Raw genomic sequence first — 12,695 nt, forward strand, 5'->3', positions numbered from 1 at the left:
TTTGAAATTATGCAAACTTGAGTCAACCTTTCGGAAGAATACCTTAAGGACGCTTTTTTATTTTTTGATCTTATCTTTTATAGTAATCTTTTTATTTCTGCCGGTAGATCTCATTAATCCTATTCATAAACCTTTTTTTAATAGCTACCGGATCCAAAGGAATATTAGGTACGTCTTTATTACCTGGTTTTATGATAATATGGACCAGTTTTGCACCTTTCACCTCTTTTAATTCGTTAAGAACAAGATTAATATCATCTTTTGTAGAAACCTTCCAAGTGTTTTTAATACCAAAAGATTTAGCTACTAGCTCTAGATCTATGGTACTGTATGCGGATGTAACCTGGTCTCCAGTAGATCCATGTACTCCATTATCCAAAAGAAATATTGTTAAGTTTGGCTGATAATTAGCAGTATCTATCAAGGCGTTAGGATTCATAAGAATGCTTCCATCTCCATCAAGAGATATAGTCTCTCTATCCAAATAAAGTGAAATACCAAATCCAATACTCGATGCAAGCCCTAAACTCCCCAACATATAAAAATTGGTCGGCTGATCTTTGATAAAGTATAACTCTTTGCTAGGAATCCCTATATTAGATACAACCGGTTTTTCATTAAAATACTCGGATAAAATAGATATTGCATCATACCGAGTCATCTCGGGTTTTTTTACTCGACTTTTGTAATTAAGTGATACGTTTATCTCTCTTTCAGGTTTTTGCTCTCTTTTGTTGAGACTCAACATCTCGAGATCAGTTTTTTTAGAATCTTCCCAAACTTTAGGGGAGATTAATGTAACATACGGTGTATTATTATCATACGCATCTCTTATAGCATCTTTAATCTTATCTATATCGTTTATATTATTTATTGTTTCGTAAGGTATATTTGCAGCAGTTAAAATTGCTGGAAGAGCCCGCCCAAACGGTATTTGAGCTTGAATTTTCTCATTATAAACACCTCGCCAGCTTGCCAGTATCGGCAAAGGTATCTCATAAGTCTTGCAGAGAGACATAATAGCATTAATAGAGTTGCCTAATCCTGTACTTTGAATTACCATTGCGCAGCGCCCTCCTGCAAGATGTACCCCAGAACATATCCCTATTCCGTTCTCTTCTCTCGTTAATTTTATCTCTTTGAAGAAAGAAGGTAGAAGCCATAGCAAATTTTTGATTTTTTCGCATGGTAAGGTGGCAACGTATTCTATTCTCTCATCTTTCAATATCTGAATCACATATCGTTCTGCATTTAGATTGGAAAAATTTTCTTTCATACTCTATTCTTACCTTTAACTTATAAAATCTTTATCCGTATCTTCATACCGTTTTATAACACCATTTACCATTATAGGAACTATATCATACATATTTATATTGGATATGAACTCTATATCCTTTAAATATCCGATACTACTCAAATATCTTGCATTTTTAGAATTGGATAAGCAATCTTTTAAAAATTCGTAATTTATTGAAATATCATCGTTTAAAAAGGCATATATAGAAAATACGAGCGATAAATCTTCTGTAAATCCGTTTCTTCCACCGACAGCCATTAAATTAATCTTAACATCCTTATAAAGGCTAGATAAAAGATCGACCGTGGCAAACATATTCAGCGTAGACGAAAATATGAAAATCCCACCTGTATTAGCCAGCTTCTTTGTTGTATTCGTCGTCTTTAACGCAATTTTTGTATAATTTCCTTTGCTTATCGCATCCAACAGCTCGACAGGAGAATTATTTATATCAAATTTTGGAAGTTTTAAACCTTTGTATTCTCCAACTAGCAAAAATCCTTCATTTTTTAATTTTAACAAATCTTTCTCATTATCCAAAAATATTATCTCGTCTATTTCATTTGCCAATGCTGTGATTATAGTACTCGATGCCCTAAGAACGTCTACAATCACGTTTAATCTATTTTTTTTAGGATAACCTATCGTTATCGATAAATTATCATCATAATCTGCCGAATGTATCACCCCTAAACCCCCGTCGCAAAGTTTCCAACCCAAGAATATCATCCGATCTTATGTTACCGAGATTTACATCAGGTCCAAAATTAAGGATAAAATATACCTGTTGATTCTTTAACGGTGCCTCAAAGAGGATGTTTTCCAGCCCGATACCTGTTACTAGATCTTTTACCATATCCTCTTTTATATTTCCATTCTGGTCGAATACACCTATCCCTTTTCCCCCCTCTCTTGCTTCTATTATAATTTTAGATACACCTAATTCTATATCCATCTTTGCTTCGTCTATTCTTTGTTTCATTGTTAGTTTTATATCTTTTTCTGGATCTTTTTTACCAATCTCGGCGAATACATTAAATTCCAACTCTTTAGCTTTTTTAATATACTTCTCTTTGTCTTCTTTTGAGATCTCGGTTATTCCAGAAGATATCTCTAACAGAGTAAGACCAATTTTTTTTGCATAATTCAGGAATTGGTCAAATTTGTTTAAAGAATGTGCTATCTCAAATAATGTACCTCCATTGCTCACCAATATCCCATTCTTCGTGTAAAGTTTTATCCTTTCTTTGATCTTTTCCTCAGAACAAAATCTAGGAGTACCCCATCCAAGTTTTATAATATCGATATAATCTGCATACTCCATTAGATCTTTTGCGGCATTAAATCCCATCCCTTTATCTAATACCATTGTAATACCTTTATTTCTCGGTTTTTCCACTCTATCAATACTATCCAAAAAATCAAAAGCTTTTTTCATAAGGTTGGTATCTTCTATTTCACAATGATTCTTAAGTTTTTTCTCTATCTTAAATTTAAATTTATCTTATTTTATTCTTATATATATTGCGATCATATTACGATCAACTTTGCAGTATATTATCAAAAATTTCTAATTAAAATGGATAATTATAAAAAGACAAGAACGATAAATGTTAAACCAGACCATGAGATACGAAAAATTACTTAGAAAGGATATGGCTAAACAAAGAATAGAAATACTATTCAATCTGGCTGAAAAAATATATCCACAATCTATGTCTCTTGCAAATCGTTATGTAGAGATCGCAAGGAACATTTCAATGAGATGTAATGTTCGATTGGATAAGAGAGAACGGAGGAAGTTTTGTCATCATTGTTACAGCTTTTTAGTTCCGAGTGTAAATTGTCGTGTAAGGCTTCGTGGAAGGTATGCTGTTGTAACTTGTCTCAACTGTGGTAATCATATGCGATACAGATATAAATAGAAAGTTAATTATTTTAATTATTAAAGTTGAAAGATATTACAAAATGGAATGATCAAGATGGAATTGACTATATTTGAAAATATATTGCTAAAACCGAACTCCGAAGTTTTTTCTGATCCTATAGATGTGTTTTACTTTGACGAGATGTCTATAATAGTTAATTATTTTATTGAGGAAGATCAGGATGACAAATTTATAATCGATATTTATAACCACGAGAATGAAGAGTTTGTGCAATATTATCGTATAGACAGCAATAGAAGAATAGGTAAAAAAGAGATAGTTGATGCTAAAAAGACTGGAAAGAGTATTAAAAAACCAAAAACAAGAATTGGTACTTCTATCGGTCTGTGGGGAACGGATAAAATAAAGATAAAATTAATCAATGAGGGCTCTAATAGAGATATAAAACTGGTAAATCTAATATTGATCTTTTAAAAGGTATAGGAACAATATTAATCAATATTTATTTTATAAAATCTTATTATTGATTTGAACATTTAAAATTTTTAATTATAATCCAATATTTTCATATCTAATGATCGCATTCGATATCTCATCTTCCTTGTTATATGCCTCCTCTTCAAAGGATATCCTTTGATATGCTATTATAAAGCTCTTATAAATTATTAAATTTCGTATAAACTCTCCTATATATCTCAAAAGGAACAAAATCATGCCATTTTTTTTATATTGTTCTACATGAGCCAATTCATGAGCTATTAAAAGGATAGCACTTGGATCGTTTTGATTTAATGATTTGGAGAGATAAATCCTCTTACCAAATGTTATTGCACTTGCATCAAACAATTTTAATATCAATCCTGCAAAGATTGATACCCCATCTATCAAAACTATCTCGTCTAGATCTAGGTCGATAAAAAAGGGTTTTAACAAATCTTTTATCTCATCAGAAATAATCTTTCCCATATAGCCTTAAAAATTAATATAAAAAATTAAAAAAATATTGTAAATAATTTTTTAGATCGTTTCTTGCTTTATAATTTTATTTTTTTCAGGAGAGGCACCAGTTTTGTCGATTGCATCACGTTTCCTTTTATAGAATACTTCTTCTGCATAAAGCCTTTCATCGGATCTTCCTCTCCTTTCATTACTTTTATCCAATACGAGCCATCAGCAATTACCGTAAAGATCGGGTTTTCTATCTTTCCATCAACAAACTCTGCCTTTGTACCTGCGGAATCAAATGCTACCGAAAACTGTTCTCCATCTATCTCAAAACCGATACTCTTTCCTGCCCATCCTTTAAAAGATGCTTTTGTTGCGTCATCCAGTTGGTTAGCCGCATCTGCAAATTTTTTTATCATGTCTTTTACTTCACTCATTTAAGTCACCTGTTAAATATCTTTTAACTACTATTATTTATAGATTTTGATAAGCTTCAACCTTTTTATATTAGAAAGATTATATTGTAAAGATAAAAATTGAGAAATAAAATGAAAAGAGAGAACGGTTTTCTACTTCTTTATGGAAGTAGCTACTCTGATCAAAATATTTATTATATGACGAAATTTTTATCCAACGATCCATTTTTATGTATCGTATCCAACAATTTTAAGAGAAAATTTGTCTATTTACCTGAGATGGAGATAGATAGAGCAAAAAAAGAGGCGAAATTTGATAAAATAAGCAGCTACAATAATTATAACTTGGATGAATTATTTAAAAAATATAAAGATGCTGATGTTGCATTCGGAAAGATGATAACAGACATTCTGCATGAAGAAGGTATATATATCGTCTCTGTTATGAGGAATTTTCCATCTTTTTTGTATAAGATATTAGAAAAAGAAGGCATCTCTATAGATACAATAAAAAATCCATTTGAAATGATAAGACGAAAAAAAACAAAACAGGAGGTAGAATATATTTTAAAAGCACAAAAAGCTGCAGAAGATGCTTTAATTACTGTTAAAAAAATATTAGAACGATCAATTATCAAGAAAGATTATATTTATTATAACCATAGCAGATTAACTTCAGAATATATTAAAGCTGTCATAGAGAAGAGACTTTTAGATAACGATGCCTTTTGCGAAGGACTCATATGTTCTTCTGGTGTAGATTCGGCCGATCCTCATTCTGTCGGAAGAGGACCCATAAAATGTGGAAAACCTATCGTTATAGATATCTTTCCTAGATTAATGACTGAAAGGTATTTTTCAGATATGACAAGAACTTTTGTAAAAGGTGAGGCGGACGATAGATTTATAGAGATGTATAACGTGGTATTAGACGCTCAAAATATAGCTTTTAAAATGCTAAAACCTAATGCGAGTTGTAGGGATATTCATCTATCCGTCTGTGAATATTTTGAATCTTTGGGATACGATACAATAAAAAAGAATAAAAAAATAAATGAAGGTTTTATTCATACCACTGGGCACGGAGTTGGTCTGGATATCCATGAGCCACCATTTATAGGAGATAATGACAATTTTTTGATCGAGGGAGACGTTGTGACGATAGAACCCGGCCTTTATTATAAGAATATTGGTGGTATTAGAATAGAAGATATAGTATTCATAAAAAAAGAAGGTTTCGTTAACCTGTCAAATGCAAGCAAAGATTTTGTTATACCATAGGGTGATTTGATTGAAAGAGGAGGATGAGATTTTAGATAAATACAGAGAGGCAGGCAAGATATTATCGTCTGTCGTGAACGATGCGGTTAAATTAATTAAACCTGGTGAGAAACTCTTATCAGTAGCTACGTTTCTAGAAGAAGAAATTGAAAGAAAAGGGGCAAATCCGGCTTTTCCATGTAATTTATCGTTAAATGATGAGGCGGCGCACAGAACACCTTCTTTGGAGGAAGAGACCGTCTTCAACGATGAGGTTGTTAAGTTAGATGCCGGTGCACATATAGATGGCTATATTGCAGATATGGCAGTAACGATAGATTTATCTGGAAAAGCGGAAGATTTAAAAAAATCTGCAGAAAATGCATTGAATGAGGCGATAAAGATTGTTCGTGCTGGTATAACCACTAAAGAGATATCCCGTGTTATAGATGAGACTATATCGAGTTATGGGTATAAACCAGTATCAGATCTGACCGGTCATGGTTTAGAACAATACAATGCTCATGCTGATCCCAGCATACCCAACAAACGCATTAAAGATGGTGTTATTTTAAAATCTGGGCAGGTAATAGCTATAGAACCATTCGCAACAGATGGTATCGGAAAAACAAAAAAAAGCAGTTCTATAGAGATTTATCAATTAATCAGGCCTAAACCTGTAAGGCTTGAGAGTATGAGACAGATAATGAATGAGATAGAGAAAAAATACAAGACGTTACCTTTTGCAAGAAGATGGTTGAGTTCTTCCTCCGATCCATTGATCAATAGATTAGTAAACGAAGGTATATTACATCCTTTTAATCTTTTAAAGGAGAAGAGTGGAGGGTTAGTCGCGCAGGCGGAACATACTATGATCGTGTTAGAAGATGGTTGTGAGGTAACGACAAGAATATTGTAAATATGATCTTACTTAATTTTTTAAGCAATCGGGAGGTATTTTGGAATTGAGTAAACCTTCGGTTAATATTGGATTGGTAGGGCATGTAGATCACGGAAAGACCACTATTGTTAACGCGCTTACCAATACTTGGACTGATCGTCATAGTGAAGAGATAAAAAGAGGAATATCTATAAGATTAGGGTATGCAAACGCAACGTTTAGAAAATGCCCAAATTGTGAAGATGGATATACTGTCGAAGAAAACTGTCCTATATGTGGATCACCGACTGTTGAATCAAGAACGGTCTCTTTCGTTGATGCCCCAGGTCACGAGACATTGATGGCAACGATGCTTTGCGGGGCTGCTATAATGGATGGTGCTCTTTTGGTTATAGCTGCAGACGAGCCATGTCCACAACTGCAGACTGAGGAACATCTAATGGCACTCAGTATCGTTGGTATAAAGAACATAGTCATTGCTCAAAATAAGATTGATTTGGTATCTAAAAAGGAGGTTTACGAGAATTATACACAGATTAAAAGTTTTTTAACAAGCATGGGATTTTCTCCGAAAGATATTCCAATAATACCGATCTCTGCACAACAAAAGATAAATTTAGAGTACCTAATCAAAGCGATAGAAGAACATATTCCCACCCCACAACGTAGACTTGATGCCTCGGCAAGATTGTTTATAGCCAGATCGTTCGATGTTAATAGACCAGGTCAACCAATAGAGGATCTAGTTGGTGGTGTTATTGGAGGATCTTTAAGTTTTGGTGTTTTAAAAAGTGGAGATGAGATTGAGATAAGGCCTGGGTATTTTTTAAAATCCGGTAGAAAAGGAAGATGGATACCTTTACGCACGAAAATATGCAAGATTATGTCTGATAAAATGCAATTAGAAGAGGCTACTCCGGGTGGATTGTTAGGTATATCTACTATGCTTGATCCAGCCATAGTCAAGAGCGATGCCCTTGTTGGTCAGGTAGCAGGAGAGGTTGGAACATTACCACCTGTATGGGAAAGATTTTCTATAGAAACGGAGCTTTTTGATAGGGTTATCGGATCCAAAGATGATCATATTGTAGAAAATATTAAAATAGGCGAACCTCTGATGTTGAATGTAGGTACCGCAACAACGGTAGGTATCGTCCAAAAAGTTAAAAAAAATTTATTGGAAGTAGAATTAAAAAGACCTGTATGTGCGGAAGAAGGTTCTAGAATTGCGATAAGTAAAAGAGTTTCAGGGATATGGCGATTGATAGGCGTAGGTAGATTAAAAAATGATGAAAACCTGCCGATATGAAAATCATATTGGACACCAATATCTTCTTGATACCCGGCAAGTATAAGATAGATATATTTGATGAGCTTATAAGGTTAGGATATACCGAATTTATCACAACAGAATCTGTGATACATGAACTTTTAATATTAAGCAAAAAATACAAGAGAAAAAAAGAGATCATGTCAGTGAATGTAGCAATGTCTTTGGCTGATCGTTGTAAAATTATAAAGAGAAAAGATGATATAGAACTTGGACAATTAAAGAAAAATGCAATCGCAGATGATGACATACTATATTTGGCAGATGATATTGGGGCTGTTGCTACTAACGATAAAAAGTTAATCGAAGATCTTAAAAAAAGAGGGATCAAAGTGATTAGATTAAGACAAAAAAAATTTTTAATAGAGGAATAGATTATACATGTATAAAAAGCTCATACTCTTGGACGCAATAAGAGTCCCTCCAGATCGAATATATGGTGATACAAGGACCGCAATTAAAGAAGAGTTAAAAAAGAAGTTGGAAGGGAGGATTGAACAGAACGCTGGATTGATACTGACGATAAATGAGATCTTAGATATAGATAACGGGCATATATTGTTTGGTGATGCAGGGGTATATTTCAACGTTAAGTTTTCTGCCTTGGCATACGAACCGCTCGAGCAAGAGATCGTAGAGGGTGAGGTCATAGATGTCGTGAAATTTGGTATTTTTGTGAATATAGGACCCTTTGATGGTCTTGTACATATTAGTCAGATCTCGGGTGGCTACATTTCGTACGATGAGAAGAATGCCCGATTGATTGAGAAAGATAGCAAAAGGTCTATTACTGTGAGAGATATCGTTCGAGCGAGGATCACAACAGTTAGCATAAACGAATTCGATGTAAGGAGTACAAAGATAAATTTAACAATGAGACAACCCTATTTAGGAAAATTAGAATGGATACAAGAAGAGTTGGAAAAAGATGCCAGCATGCAAGATATGTCATAGGATTATAGAGGGTAATATCTGTCCTTTTTGCCATTCAACCGATTTAAGTAATGAATGGCAAGGATATCTAATAATTATCGATCCTTCCAGATCTAACATATCAAAAAAATTGAATATCGATAGTCCTGGAAGGTATGCTATCCGAGTAAGATGATCGAGTTACCCGAATCGGTTAGACCGTTATTAAAAGATCCTTTTGGTATTTTATATAGAGGAGATGCTGGAGAAGAACTTGAATGCATCTTTAAAGTGAGGAAAGATATCAAAGAATATACCAAATTAATAGTAGTAGGTGATATTACCTCTTACTATTCGTTCATGGCAGATCTTTCGCCGGATCTTTATATCATAGATGAAAGTACCAAACGAGGGTCGGTATCAGAGAATCTAGATAAAATTTTGGAAAAAGAGGAGTATAAATACATTAAAGTTAAAAATCCTCCTGCAATGATATCCAAAGATCTGGTAGATGCGATCGAGGATGGATTAAATAAAAAGACAGGTATTATTGTAGAAGGAGAAGAGGATCTAGCGGTGATACCTGTTATCATTCTTGCACCTATATCTTCTATCGTTCTATATGGTCAACCAGATGAGGGTGTTGTATTGGTAAGGATAGATAAAGATTTAAAGGAGAGAGTTAAGAGTATATTAAAACTTATGAAAGGTTCTGAATTAAAAGATTATTTACTGAGTAGGTGAGATAAAATGGAGATAGAGCTATTGGATAGGAAAAAAAACAAGTTATTAAGCAGAGAAGAGATCAAATTCAAGGTAAAACAAAATGGGCCAACGCCTAAAAAGGATGAGATGGCTAAAAAATTAGCATCACGATTGAACATAGATAACGAGCAACTATTGGTTATCTCTTCGTTGAGATCAAGAAAAGGACTGAGTGAGACTATAGGATACGCAAAACTATATGATGATTTAAATGTCTTAAAAAGAATAGAAGGATCAAAGACAGAGGAAAGATAATAATGGCTATAAATAAGTATTACAATATAACAAAAGATAATAAGATAGAACGTCTTAAAAAGATATGTCCTAGATGCGGAGAAGGTGTCTTTTTATCTGAGCATAAAGATAGATTTTCCTGCGGCAAATGCGGTTATACTGAATATAAAAATAAGTAAAAAATGTCGGATAAATAATAAGCACATATCATAGTCAAATACCAAAGTAACAATGCCGTCTCATAGAGATCAAGGGGCATTCTGTTGATAAATCATCTATAAAACGTAACTCAGTTTTGCCAGAAGATGGATAAAAAGCAATTTTAATTTATTAGGTTCTTAATTATAATATTATTTATATATTTTAAATACTGTATTAAATATTGTGCAGATTAAAACAGTTATAACAGTCTTGGTAGTAATTTTTACTCTTATCCCAGGATTAACTGTAGGAATTTCAGTCTATATGTATGTGGCAGATATGGTTGAAGAACTCAGCAAGAAGGATCTTGAGGAAAGGACTCAAGCAGTTATTCACGGAATGGATGCAATTGATAGGTTGAAGTAAGAGGGAAAATTAAGCGATCAGGAAGCTCTTAAGCTAGTGAAGGATATTTTTATAGGATATGAAGTTGGAGATGAAAGAAATTACAAGGAAGCTTTGCATAAGGGGGAGAGTGGCTTTATCTGGATAATGGACCTTGAGGGGGAACGAAATAGGAAACCGATACTTGGATCTGGAAGGTAAAAATGTCTTTGATACAATCACGGACGAGAAAGTTATTGAGACAGTTAAGCATGAGATTAATACACGGAGCGGTGTTTATGAATCTACCTGGATAGATCCCGTCGCTGGCGAATTCTATCATGAAGTGACCGTTTATGATTTTTATGAGCCTAGAGAGTTGATCGTGGGCAGTGCAATAAATCTTGATGAGTTTACTAAACCTATGAAATTGATAGGTGGTTTTACTCTTATTACACTTGCTATATCGGTAGGAATAGCGTTTTTTATCGAGCATTATTTATCTGTTAGAATTGTTAAACCAGTTACTGAAATTTCGGATGTTGCTAAGAAAATCGATGCAGGCGATCTTTCTTCGAGAATAGAACTTGAAATTGATATAACGAAGTTTGATGCCGTGGGAAAAACCTTTAACAGAATGATTGATACAATTCAGAATAATATAGAACAGCTTGAAGAAGCAATCTCTGTTTTTGGTTCTGTTCTTTCTTCAGTTGCTTCTGGAGATCTAAAAGCAGAGGTTGATCTAAATGCTGTCAGTAGTGAATATTGACAGATTGGAGAGAATATAAACAAAATGATCTCTACTACAAAAGAGCGGGAAGAAGAGCTCAAAAAATTAGAATCGTTTAATCGTGAGCTGGTAAGAAAAGTTCCTGTACCTATGTCTATTTCAGATCCAAACGGAAAACGCTTAGATGTGAACGAGGCATTCGAGCGCTTCCATATGTGTTCAAGAGAAGAAGTGATAGGATCATCAGTAGAAAAATCACATACAGAGGATTCTATATCAGCCATAAGGGAGGCTCTAGAGCGTTGTAGAAAAGAAGAATACTCGAGTTGTGAGGTAGTAAGCATACGTGGGGATGGAGTTGAGATGCCTGTTATTCTTAACTTCTCAGCACTGAAGGATGAAAAAGGAAACGTAACAAATATTATAATGACTGCCACGGATGTAACAGAGCTCAAAAAGAGGGAAAAAGATCAAAAGGATGGTAAACTATCTTGAATCTGTTTTAGAATTTTATCCTGATACTTTATTAGTATTGGATGAAAAAGATACAATCCGATTCATAAGTCCACTTTTTGAGGAAGATTTTGGATACGATATGGATACGTTCAAAAAATTAGATGCGGAAAGATTAATAGAGAAAATTGTCCCGTCTGAAGAGAGGTATATAGTAGAAAATATAAAAAAGTCGATAAAATTGGGTAAGAATACAGAGTATATGAAATATGCAAAAAAGTTTGTAGATGAATACGACAAAAATAAGAGGTACGATGTATGAATCTTATCGGATAACAATATAGATAAATATAGAGGAAAAAATATGAAAGAAGAGATCAAATCTATGTGTGCAAAATGTTTAAAAAATCCATGTTATTCGGATCCAGATGCAAAGAAACCAAAATTTTGTCCGATGATAAACAAGAAAGAAGTAATAGAAGAAGCGATGAAAGAATACAGTGGAGAGTTATTAAAATTTTACCAAGCATCTGCAAAGCAAGAAAAGGATGGATACTTAAGACCATCCGATGTGATCCATCCTATCAAGTGCAGGATTGAAGAGATCATGGAATTTGCGGAGAAGATGGGATATAAGAGGTTGGGGATCGCATTTTGTATCGGGCTAAAGGAGGAGACATCGAATTTTACAAAGATTTTGGAAGATAGGGGTTTTGACGTCCTATCCGTCTGTTGTAAATGTGGTGCGTTTGATAAAGAATACGTTGGTTTGAACGATGAAGATAAGATAGTACCTGGAAGACATGAATCGATGTGTAACCCCATAACACAGGCGGCTATACTTAATAATGAAAAAAGCGAATTTAACATCGTTTTAGGGCTTTGCGTCGGGCATGATTCTTTGTTCTTTAAGTATAGCAATGCGCCAACGACGGTTCTTGCAGCAAAAGATAGATTATTAGGTCACAATCCTCTTGCCGCTCTATACACCCACCACTCTTACTATTTTAGATTATAATCCTCGATAAGAAT

General features: G+C 33.9%; 21 protein-coding genes. 16 read left to right on the forward strand and 5 right to left on the reverse strand.

What is annotated here, in order from left to right:
* Positions 1-91 precede the first annotated feature (91 nt).
* From comD to LPC15_RS01485, 3 genes are read right to left on the reverse strand one after another with little or no spacing between them, the layout of a single operon-like run.
* A complete protein-coding gene (gene comD, locus LPC15_RS01475; protein WP_229234938.1) occupies positions 92-1,276 on the reverse strand; it encodes a sulfopyruvate decarboxylase subunit alpha in 1,185 nt (394 codons plus the stop codon).
* A gap of 15 nt (positions 1,277-1,291) precedes the next feature.
* Positions 1,292-1,987, reverse strand: coding sequence for a 2-phosphosulfolactate phosphatase (locus LPC15_RS01480; RefSeq protein WP_229234939.1), 696 nt, complete (start codon positions 1,985-1,987; stop codon positions 1,292-1,294).
* Complete coding sequence (locus LPC15_RS01485) at positions 1,965-2,738, reverse strand: phosphosulfolactate synthase (RefSeq protein ID WP_229234940.1); 774 nt, start codon at positions 2,736-2,738, stop codon at positions 1,965-1,967. The genes LPC15_RS01480 and LPC15_RS01485 overlap by 23 nt, the downstream gene beginning before the upstream one ends.
* Positions 2,739-2,925: 187 nt before the next feature.
* On the opposite strand from LPC15_RS01485, the gene LPC15_RS01490 reads away from it, so the two are divergent.
* Both LPC15_RS01490 and LPC15_RS01495 read left to right on the forward strand, forming a co-directional pair.
* Entirely contained in the window at positions 2,926-3,225 is a 300-nt protein-coding gene (locus LPC15_RS01490; RefSeq protein ID WP_229234941.1) for a ribonuclease P protein component 4, read from the forward strand.
* Positions 3,226-3,282: 57 nt separating this feature from the next.
* Positions 3,283-3,663 (forward strand): hypothetical protein, encoded by a 381-nt coding sequence (locus tag LPC15_RS01495; RefSeq protein ID WP_229234942.1) that lies wholly within the window; start codon positions 3,283-3,285, stop codon positions 3,661-3,663.
* Positions 3,664-3,738: 75 nt separating this feature from the next.
* On the opposite strand, the gene LPC15_RS01500 is transcribed toward LPC15_RS01495, so the two are convergent.
* Entirely contained in the window at positions 3,739-4,155 is a 417-nt protein-coding gene (locus LPC15_RS01500; RefSeq protein WP_229234943.1) for an eCIS core domain-containing protein, read from the reverse strand.
* 68 nt (positions 4,156-4,223) lie between these two features.
* Positions 4,224-4,571, reverse strand: a complete 348-nt coding sequence (locus LPC15_RS01505; RefSeq protein WP_229234944.1) for an SCP2 sterol-binding domain-containing protein — start codon at positions 4,569-4,571, stop codon at positions 4,224-4,226.
* Between the two features lie 111 nt (positions 4,572-4,682).
* On the opposite strand from LPC15_RS01505, the gene LPC15_RS01510 reads away from it, so the two are divergent.
* The 14 genes from LPC15_RS01510 to LPC15_RS01570 all read left to right on the forward strand — a co-directional run bounded on the left by LPC15_RS01510 (position 4,683) and on the right by LPC15_RS01570 (position 12,681).
* Positions 4,683-5,831, forward strand: a complete 1,149-nt coding sequence (locus LPC15_RS01510; protein WP_229234945.1) for a M24 family metallopeptidase — start codon at positions 4,683-4,685, stop codon at positions 5,829-5,831.
* Positions 5,832-5,841: 10 nt separating this feature from the next.
* On the forward strand, positions 5,842-6,729 hold the full coding sequence (gene map, locus LPC15_RS01515) for a type II methionyl aminopeptidase (RefSeq protein ID WP_229234946.1): 888 nt from the start codon (positions 5,842-5,844) through the stop codon (positions 6,727-6,729).
* A gap of 40 nt (positions 6,730-6,769) precedes the next feature.
* Positions 6,770-8,020: a translation initiation factor IF-2 subunit gamma gene (locus LPC15_RS01520; RefSeq protein WP_229234947.1), complete on the forward strand. Its 1,251-nt coding sequence runs from the start codon at positions 6,770-6,772 to the stop codon at positions 8,018-8,020.
* Positions 8,017-8,415, forward strand: a complete 399-nt coding sequence (locus LPC15_RS01525) for a PIN domain-containing protein (protein ID WP_229234948.1) — start codon at positions 8,017-8,019, stop codon at positions 8,413-8,415. The genes LPC15_RS01520 and LPC15_RS01525 overlap by 4 nt, the downstream gene beginning before the upstream one ends.
* A gap of 7 nt (positions 8,416-8,422) precedes the next feature.
* Positions 8,423-8,995 carry a DNA-directed RNA polymerase gene (locus tag LPC15_RS01530; protein WP_229234949.1) on the forward strand — a complete coding sequence of 191 codons (573 nt, stop codon included), beginning with the start codon at positions 8,423-8,425 and terminating at the stop codon, positions 8,993-8,995.
* Positions 8,970-9,149 carry a transcription elongation factor subunit Spt4 gene (spt4, locus tag LPC15_RS06985; protein WP_420709483.1) on the forward strand — a complete coding sequence of 60 codons (180 nt, stop codon included), beginning with the start codon at positions 8,970-8,972 and terminating at the stop codon, positions 9,147-9,149. Before LPC15_RS01530 ends, spt4 begins: the two co-directional genes overlap by 26 nt.
* Positions 9,146-9,697 carry a GTP-dependent dephospho-CoA kinase family protein gene (locus tag LPC15_RS01535; protein WP_229234950.1) on the forward strand — a complete coding sequence of 184 codons (552 nt, stop codon included), beginning with the start codon at positions 9,146-9,148 and terminating at the stop codon, positions 9,695-9,697. Before spt4 ends, LPC15_RS01535 begins: the two co-directional genes overlap by 4 nt.
* 6 nt (positions 9,698-9,703) lie before the next feature.
* Positions 9,704-9,973: a hypothetical protein gene (rps24e, locus tag LPC15_RS01540; RefSeq protein WP_229234951.1), complete on the forward strand. Its 270-nt coding sequence runs from the start codon at positions 9,704-9,706 to the stop codon at positions 9,971-9,973.
* A 2-nt stretch (positions 9,974-9,975) separates the two neighbouring features.
* Positions 9,976-10,131 (forward strand): 30S ribosomal protein S27ae, encoded by a 156-nt coding sequence (locus LPC15_RS01545; protein WP_229234952.1) that lies wholly within the window; start codon positions 9,976-9,978, stop codon positions 10,129-10,131.
* Positions 10,132-10,336: 205 nt separating this feature from the next.
* Positions 10,337-10,519 carry a hypothetical protein gene (locus tag LPC15_RS01550; protein ID WP_229234953.1) on the forward strand — a complete coding sequence of 61 codons (183 nt, stop codon included), beginning with the start codon at positions 10,337-10,339 and terminating at the stop codon, positions 10,517-10,519.
* 133 nt (positions 10,520-10,652) lie between these two features.
* On the forward strand, positions 10,653-11,249 hold the full coding sequence (locus tag LPC15_RS01555) for a HAMP domain-containing protein (RefSeq protein WP_229234954.1): 597 nt from the start codon (positions 10,653-10,655) through the stop codon (positions 11,247-11,249).
* Between the two features lie 24 nt (positions 11,250-11,273).
* Positions 11,274-11,705, forward strand: a complete 432-nt coding sequence (locus LPC15_RS01560) for a PAS domain-containing protein (protein WP_229234955.1) — start codon at positions 11,274-11,276, stop codon at positions 11,703-11,705.
* Positions 11,689-11,985 (forward strand): hypothetical protein, encoded by a 297-nt coding sequence (locus LPC15_RS01565; RefSeq protein WP_229234956.1) that lies wholly within the window; start codon positions 11,689-11,691, stop codon positions 11,983-11,985. The genes LPC15_RS01560 and LPC15_RS01565 overlap by 17 nt, the downstream gene beginning before the upstream one ends.
* A 42-nt stretch (positions 11,986-12,027) precedes the next feature.
* Positions 12,028-12,681 (forward strand): DUF1847 domain-containing protein, encoded by a 654-nt coding sequence (locus LPC15_RS01570; RefSeq protein ID WP_229234957.1) that lies wholly within the window; start codon positions 12,028-12,030, stop codon positions 12,679-12,681.
* Positions 12,682-12,695 lie beyond the last annotated feature (14 nt).

It is taken from the genome of Candidatus Methanoliparum sp. LAM-1 (assembly GCF_020885915.1).
In the GTDB taxonomy this organism is placed as follows: Archaea; Halobacteriota; Methanoliparia; order Methanoliparales; family Methanoliparaceae; genus Methanoliparum; species Methanoliparum thermophilum.

What these genes read in the sequence shown, in the direction of transcription:
- LPC15_RS01525 (WP_229234948.1), top strand. Translation starts at nt 8,017, where the DNA reads ATGAAAATCATATTGGACACCAATATCTTCTTGATACCCGGCAAGTAT.
- LPC15_RS01560 (WP_229234955.1), top strand. Translation starts at nt 11,274, where the DNA reads ATGATCTCTACTACAAAAGAGCGGGAAGAAGAGCTCAAAAAATTAGAA.
- LPC15_RS01500 (WP_229234943.1), bottom strand. Translation starts at nt 4,155, where the DNA reads ATGGGAAAGATTATTTCTGATGAGATAAAAGATTTGTTAAAACCCTTT.
- LPC15_RS01485 (WP_229234940.1), bottom strand. Translation starts at nt 2,738, where the DNA reads ATGAAAAAAGCTTTTGATTTTTTGGATAGTATTGATAGAGTGGAAAAA.
- rps24e (WP_229234951.1), top strand. Translation starts at nt 9,704, where the DNA reads ATGGAGATAGAGCTATTGGATAGGAAAAAAAACAAGTTATTAAGCAGA.
- LPC15_RS01505 (WP_229234944.1), bottom strand. Translation starts at nt 4,571, where the DNA reads ATGAGTGAAGTAAAAGACATGATAAAAAAATTTGCAGATGCGGCTAAC.
- LPC15_RS01530 (WP_229234949.1), top strand. Translation starts at nt 8,423, where the DNA reads ATGTATAAAAAGCTCATACTCTTGGACGCAATAAGAGTCCCTCCAGAT.
- comD (WP_229234938.1), bottom strand. Translation starts at nt 1,276, where the DNA reads ATGAAAGAAAATTTTTCCAATCTAAATGCAGAACGATATGTGATTCAG.
- LPC15_RS01565 (WP_229234956.1), top strand. Translation starts at nt 11,689, where the DNA reads ATGGTAAACTATCTTGAATCTGTTTTAGAATTTTATCCTGATACTTTA.
- LPC15_RS01510 (WP_229234945.1), top strand. Translation starts at nt 4,683, where the DNA reads ATGAAAAGAGAGAACGGTTTTCTACTTCTTTATGGAAGTAGCTACTCT.
- LPC15_RS01570 (WP_229234957.1), top strand. Translation starts at nt 12,028, where the DNA reads ATGAAAGAAGAGATCAAATCTATGTGTGCAAAATGTTTAAAAAATCCA.
- LPC15_RS01535 (WP_229234950.1), top strand. Translation starts at nt 9,146, where the DNA reads ATGATCGAGTTACCCGAATCGGTTAGACCGTTATTAAAAGATCCTTTT.
- LPC15_RS01490 (WP_229234941.1), top strand. Translation starts at nt 2,926, where the DNA reads ATGAGATACGAAAAATTACTTAGAAAGGATATGGCTAAACAAAGAATA.
- spt4 (WP_420709483.1), top strand. Translation starts at nt 8,970, where the DNA reads ATGCCAGCATGCAAGATATGTCATAGGATTATAGAGGGTAATATCTGT.
- LPC15_RS01495 (WP_229234942.1), top strand. Translation starts at nt 3,283, where the DNA reads ATGGAATTGACTATATTTGAAAATATATTGCTAAAACCGAACTCCGAA.
- LPC15_RS01545 (WP_229234952.1), top strand. Translation starts at nt 9,976, where the DNA reads ATGGCTATAAATAAGTATTACAATATAACAAAAGATAATAAGATAGAA.